Origin of the sequence: Pseudomonas sp. GW456-12-10-14-LB2, from assembly GCF_002884345.1 — a bacterium.
GTDB lineage: Bacteria > Pseudomonadota > Gammaproteobacteria > Pseudomonadales > Pseudomonadaceae > Aquipseudomonas > Aquipseudomonas paraglycinae.
The window spans coordinates 67,174-73,478 of sequence record NZ_POHV01000036.1; the positions used below are offsets into that span (position 1 = coordinate 67,174).

4 protein-coding genes are annotated in these 6,305 nt (G+C 63.5%); all 4 read left to right on the forward strand.

Annotated elements, in window-relative coordinates:
- Window positions 1-3: 3 nt before the first annotated feature.
- From icmH to C1X29_RS22555, 4 genes are read left to right on the forward strand one after another with little or no spacing between them, the layout of a single operon-like run.
- Window positions 4-879: a type IVB secretion system protein IcmH/DotU gene (gene icmH / locus C1X29_RS22540; protein WP_007954389.1), complete on the forward strand. Its 876-nt coding sequence runs from the start codon at window positions 4-6 to the stop codon at window positions 877-879.
- 13 nt (window positions 880-892) lie between these two features.
- The gene (tssM, locus tag C1X29_RS22545; RefSeq protein ID WP_102718403.1) at window positions 893-4,432 is read left to right on the forward strand and encodes a type VI secretion system membrane subunit TssM; all 3,540 of its coding nucleotides are present in this window, start codon (window positions 893-895) and stop codon (window positions 4,430-4,432) included.
- The gene (locus C1X29_RS22550) at window positions 4,432-5,160 is read left to right on the forward strand and encodes a PP2C family serine/threonine-protein phosphatase (RefSeq protein ID WP_102718404.1); all 729 of its coding nucleotides are present in this window, start codon (window positions 4,432-4,434) and stop codon (window positions 5,158-5,160) included. Before tssM ends, C1X29_RS22550 begins: the two co-directional genes overlap by 1 nt.
- The gene (locus C1X29_RS22555; RefSeq protein ID WP_102718405.1) at window positions 5,157-6,158 is read left to right on the forward strand and encodes a serine/threonine-protein kinase; all 1,002 of its coding nucleotides are present in this window, start codon (window positions 5,157-5,159) and stop codon (window positions 6,156-6,158) included. Before C1X29_RS22550 ends, C1X29_RS22555 begins: the two co-directional genes overlap by 4 nt.
- The last annotated feature ends 147 nt before the right edge of the window (window positions 6,159-6,305 follow it).

Genomic DNA, 6,305 nt, shown 5'->3' on the forward strand with positions numbered 1-6,305 from the left:
GACATGATCAAGGACATGGAACACAACCAGGACGACAAAACCGTCCTGCTCGACCGTCAGGGCCATGGCCCGGCGGCGAGTCCGCTGACCGACTTCGCCGCGCCACCGCGCTTCGAACAACTGGAAGAACGGATGATCTACGCCGCGCGCCTGCGCCCGGCGGAAGCCTTCAACATCAGCCTTAATTCGCTGGTGGCGGCGTCCTCCGAACTGCTGTCGGAAGTGGTGCGTCTCAAGCACAGTGAAACCCGCGAAGACCTCTACGCGCTCAACGAGCGCCTGACCGCCGGGCTCAAGCTGTTCGAAGTGCGGGCCCTGCACAACGGCGCCGAAAGCAGCCAGGTGATGGCCGCCCGTTATGTGCTCTGCACCGTGGTCGACGAAGCCGTCGTGACCACGCCGTGGGGCAACGAAAGCGAGTGGTCGCAGATGAGCCTGCTCAGCAGCTTCCACAACGAAACCTTCGGTGGCGAGAAGTTCTTCCAGCTGCTCGATCGGCTGTCGAAAAACCCGGTCAAGCACCTGCCGATGCTGGAGCTGATGTACCTGTGCCTGTCCCTCGGTTTCGAGGGCAAGTACCGCGTGCAGGCGCGCGGCATGCTGGAACTCGAAGGCATCCGCGACGCCCTGTACCGCCAGATCCGTCAGTTGCGTGGCGACGTGCCGCGCGAATTGTCGCCGCAGTGGGAAGGCCTCAACGATCAGCGCCGCAATCTGGTGCGCATCGTGCCGGCGTGGATGGTGGTGCTGTTCACCTTCGTCTGTCTGGTGATGATGTATTCGGGCTTCGCCTGGGTCTTGGGCGAGCAGCGCGACACCGTTCTGCAACCTTATCAGCCGCTTGATCCGGCCGCGGTTCAGCCGCAGTCGCAGCCGTAAACAGGGACGTGTGATGAAAAAGTTTTTCAAGAAAGTCGGCGCCTTCCTGCGCCAGACCTGGGTCTGGACCTTGCTGCTGGTGCTGTTCGTGGCGCTGCTGGTGTGGTTCGTCGGCCCGTTGTTGGCAGTGGATGACTACAAGTTCTGGGAAAGCGCGACTTCGCGTCTGCTGACCATCAGCGTGCTGTTCCTGATCTGGGGCCTGACCATGGTCTTCGTCAGCTGGCGCGCCGGTATCCGCAAGAAAGCCGTCGAAGAAACCGAAGACGGCCAGGACCGTATCCGCCGCGAAGAGTTGATCGACGAAGAGCAGAAAGAGTTGAAGGAGCGTTTCAAGGACGCCCTGAAAACCCTCAAGACTTCGAGCCTGTACCGCGGCCGCAGCGAGCGCTGGCGCAATGACTTGCCGTGGTACTTGCTGATCGGCCCGCAGGCCAGCGGCAAGACCAGCCTGCTGGACTTCTCCGGGCTGGAATTCCCGATCAACAAGATCGACCGCAAGCTGACCCGCGACACCCACGGCACCCGTCATTGCGACTGGTACTTCGCCGACCACGGTGTGTTGATCGACACCGCCGGCCGCTACCTGACCCAGCCTGATGCGGAAGTCGACGGCAGCGCCTGGACCACCTTGCTGGAACTGCTGCGCAAGCGTCGTCGCGGTCGTCCGCTGAACGGCGTGCTGGTGACCATTCCGGTGGAAACCCTGACCGGTGGCAGCGAACAGGACATCGAAACCCTGGCCCGCCAGGTACGTGCGCGTCTGCAAGACGTCTATCAGAAGATGCACGTCGATGTTCCGGTGTATCTGGTGCTGAGCAAGGCCGACAAGCTGCTGGGCTTTGACGAGTTCTTCGACCAACTGACCCGCGAAGAAAGCGATCAGGTGCTGGGCACCAGTTTCCGCAAGGATCAGGTCGGCACCGACGTGACGGTGCTGCGCAACGAGTTCGAAGAGCTGCTGCGTCGCCTCAACAGCCAGGTGATCATGCGCATGCACTCCGAGCGCGACACCCAGCGCCGTGGCCGCATCCTCGACTTCCCGCACCAGATGGGCCAGATCGGCGAGCGTCTGTGCCTGCTGGTCGACATGGCGTTCACCGGCAACCGCTACCAGCGTGCGACGCAACTGCGTGGTTTCTACCTGACCAGCGCACCGCACCTGACTCAGGAAATGGATTCGACCACCGCCGGCATCGGCGCGAGTCTGGGCATGAGCGCCGGCGTGCTGCCGACATTGCGCAGCGGTCGTTCGCGTTTCATCCATCACTTGCTCAGCCGGGTGATTTTCCCCGAGGCCGATCTGGCCGGTCTGGACAAGCGCGAGCGCAGCCGCATCCACTGGGGCCAGCGTGCGTTGTACGTCGGCGCACTGGGTGCGCTAGTCCTGTTCGGCATGCTCTGGGCCGGAGGTTTCTCGGCCAACTACGAGCGTCTGGAAAACCTGCGCAATCTGGCGCAGAACTGGACGCAGCAACGCACGGCACTGTCGCCGCGCGATGACGCCATGGGCGCACTGAAAACCCTCGACACCAGCTACGCTGCCACCCAGGTGTTCCCGAAGAAGGGCGACGCTGCGTACCACGAGCGGATGGGGCTGTATCAGGGCCAGGACGTCAATCCGGTGGTCAAGGAGGCTTACGAGCACGAGCTTGAAAAGCAACTGCTGCCGCGCGTTGCAACGATGCTTGAAGGCCAGATCCGCGCCAACATGAAGGACCGCGAAAAGCTGATCAACAGCCTGCGCGCGTACCTGATGCTGAACATGAAGGATCGTCGTGACGCGGCATGGCTCAAGGACTGGATCGCGGCGGACTGGTCGCAGCGCTACACCGGCAACACCGCGGTGCAGAACGGTCTGAACACGCACCTCGAGCGTCTGTTGCAGCAGCCGTTTATCTATCCGCTCAACGAGCAACTGGTGGCCCAGGCGCGTCAGATCCTGCGCAGCGAGTCGCTGGCGACCGTGGTTTACCGCATGCTCCGCGAGCAGGCGCGCAACCTGCCGGATTACCGTTTCAGCCAGCACCTCGGGCCGCAGGGCTCGCTGTTCATTGGCACTGAATACGTGATTCCGGGCTTCTACACCCAGACCGGCTATCAGCAGTATTTCTCGGTCCAAGGCGCATCGCTGGTGACCGACATCCTGCGTGACAACTGGGTGCTGGGCGAAGGCGCCGGCATCAGCGACATGGACTTGCGTCGCCTGATGGTCGAGCTGGAGCAACTGTACTTCCGCGACTATGCCAACTACTGGAGCGAGGCCGTTGGCCAGGTGGCGCTGCCGCCGATCAGCGATGCCGGTGAAGGCGCCGAGCAACTGGCGGGCCTGACCTCGGCCAACTCGCCGGTGCTGGCGCTGCTGACCGAAGTGCGTGAGAACACCCGCTTCCCGGCAGCTCCTGAACCGGTGGATGAAGCCGGTGACGCTGCCGATGCGCTGGCGGGGCAGAAGGGCAAACTGGGCAAGGTCGGCAAACTCGCTTCGGCGTTGACGGACAAGGCTGCGGCCATGAACGTGGCGAAGAACCTGCCGGACACGGCCAAGAAGTCCCTGCAACGTCGCTTCGAGCCGCTGCATAAACTGCTCGACGACAACAACGGGCCGGCCGCTGACCTGACCCCGGCCTTTACCGCGCTCAACGACCTGCAACTGCAACTGGCGGGCCTTGCCCGTTCCAGCACACCGGAGCAAGCCGCGTTCGAACTGGCCAAGACCCGCATGAGCGGCCAGCGTGATGCGCTGACCAATCTGCGCAATGCGTCCGGTCGTCTGCCGCGTCCGCTGAGCGTGTGGTTCAACGTGCTGGCCGAAGACTCGTGGCGCCTGGTGCTCAACGATGCCTACCAATACCTGAACGGCCGTTATCAGAACGAGCTGTACAGCGTGTATGGCAAAACCATCAACAAGCGTTACCCGTTCAGCGCCTCGAGCACCAGCGATGTGGCGATCAGCGATTTCCGCGAGTTCTTCCGGGCTCAAGGCACCATCGACCGCTTCTTCGACAGCTACATGCGTCCGTTCGTCAGCGGTGATCCGGGCAACTACCGGATGCGCAGCGTCGACGGCCGCAGCCTGCCGGTGTCCAAGGTCTTCCTCGATCAGATGGCGGCGGCCCTGAACATTCGCCAGAGCTTCTTCTCGATCAACCCGGCCGAGCCGACCGTGCAGTTCAAGCTGGAACCGTACACCCTCGATCCGGCGGTCAGCCGTTCCGAGTTCAAGTTCGGCGACAAGACCATGGAGTACCGCCACGGTCCGATCCTGCCCATGAGCTTCAAGTGGCCGACCGATGCTGAAGACGGTCGCACCAGTCTGGTCATGGACAAGATGGCCGGGCGCCCGATCGGTATCGAGAAGAACTCCGGCCCGTGGTCGCTGTTCCGTCTGTTCGACCTGATGCAGACCGAGTACCTGACCGGTCGCGACGTGCTGGTGCTCAAAGCCGACGTGGGTGGCCTGCGCGCCAACTACCTGCTGACCAGCCAGCGCACGCCGAACCCGTTCGACATGGGCGTGCTGCGCACCTTCCGTATGCCGGTGCAGCTCTGATGCTGGTGGCCAGTCCCTGGCGCAGCGCGGCGCGAACCGACCCGGGCAAGGTGCGGTCGCGCAACGAAGATGCCTTCCTCGACACCCCGCAGCATGGGCTGTGGGTGGTCGCGGACGGCATGGGCGGTCATCAGGGTGGCGACATCGCCAGCCAGTTGATCGTCGCCAGCCTGGCTGAACTGCCGCAGCACGAAGACTTCGACGAACGCCTCAAAGCCATCCGCCAGTGCCTGCACTGGCTGAACCGGCGCCTGGGGCAGGAGTTGACCGTCACCGCCGGGCGTCACGACAGCATCATGGGCAGCACCGTCGTGGCGCTGCTGGTGGAAGGCAATCGCGCGGCCTGCATCTGGGCCGGCGACAGCCGTTGCTATATGTGGCGCGGGCAGCGTCTGTATCAGCTGTCGAAGGATCACTCGCTGCAACAGCAATTGATCGACGAGCAGCAGATGAGCGTCGAACAGGCAGCGGCGCACCCGGCAGCCCAGGCCTTGACCCGGGCGGTGGGCGCGGCGGAACAACTGACGCTGGATGTGCTGGAGCTCGAGGTGTATCCGGGCGATGTGTTCCTGCTGTGCAGCGATGGTTTGTATCAAGGCCTGAGCAGCGATGCCCTCGGCAACGCCCTCAGCCTGGCGGCGCCACATGTGGCGCTGGAACGTCTGTTCGACGGTGCCCTGCGGGGCGCCGCACGGGACAATATGACGGCCGTGGTGATCCGCCAATGACTGAAATCGAATCCTCAGTCGATGACTTGCTGATGAGCGAGGAGCAGGCCAACAACCTGACCTATTTCGCTTTTGCAAAGCAGCACAACGCCGAACCCCCGCTGGCGCCAACCAAGGCCAGCGTCGGCGCACTGCCGGATGTTCTGGCAGGCCGCTACCACCTCGAGCGCCTGCTCGGGGCCGGTGGCATGGGTGCGGTTTACCGGGCCCGGGATCTCCTGCACGAGCAGTTCGGCGATCCCGATCCTTACATTGCGCTGAAAATCCTCAGCGAAGAATTTGCCGAGTCGCCGGATGCCAGTGCCTTGCTCTACAGCGAGTTCGCCCTGACCCGACGCCTGCGCCACGACAATGTGCTGCGACCGCACACGTTCGAAGTGGACACCGATTGCCAGCGGGCCTTCATCACCATGGAACTCATGCGTGGCCTGACCCTGGACAAACTGCTCTGCGAGCGGCCACTGGGCCTGCCGTGGAAAGAACTGCGCGACATCGCGCTGCCGCTGCTCGACGCGCTGGCTTACGCCCACCGTCGCGGCGTGCTGCACGGTGACATGAAACCGAGCAACGTCATGCTCAGCGAAGACGGCGTGCGCCTCTTTGACTTCGGTCTCGGGCAGGCCGAGGAGGGCATCCTGCCCGGCCTGCCGCACCTGAGCCGCGAGCGTTTCAACGCCTGGACCCCGGGCTACGCCGCCCCCGAACTGCTTGAGGGCCAACCGCTGTCGGCCAGCGCGGACGTGTACGGCGTGGCCTGCGTGATCTATGAACTGGCGGGCGGCAAACACCCGTTCCGCCGCTTGCCCTCGACCCAGGCCCGTGACGAACACCTGGATCGCGAACTGCAAGCCCCGGCAAATCTGCCGAAACACTGCTGGCCCGCGCTGCGCACCGCGCTGGCCTTTGACGCGGCAGAGCGCACCATCACTGCCGACCAATTGCGTGACGCCTTGGGCGCCACTTCGTCCTGGCTGCAGCGTTTGCGACTGCGGGCGTAACGGATGACATTCGAACAGGGAGCACTTTATGTTCAACCCAGCTAACGAAACGCACTTCAGCCTGACGGTCGAAGACTACGTGGGCGACCTGCAAGTCCTGTCGTTCACCGGCACCGAAGGCATCAGCCAGCCGTTCCGTTTCGACCT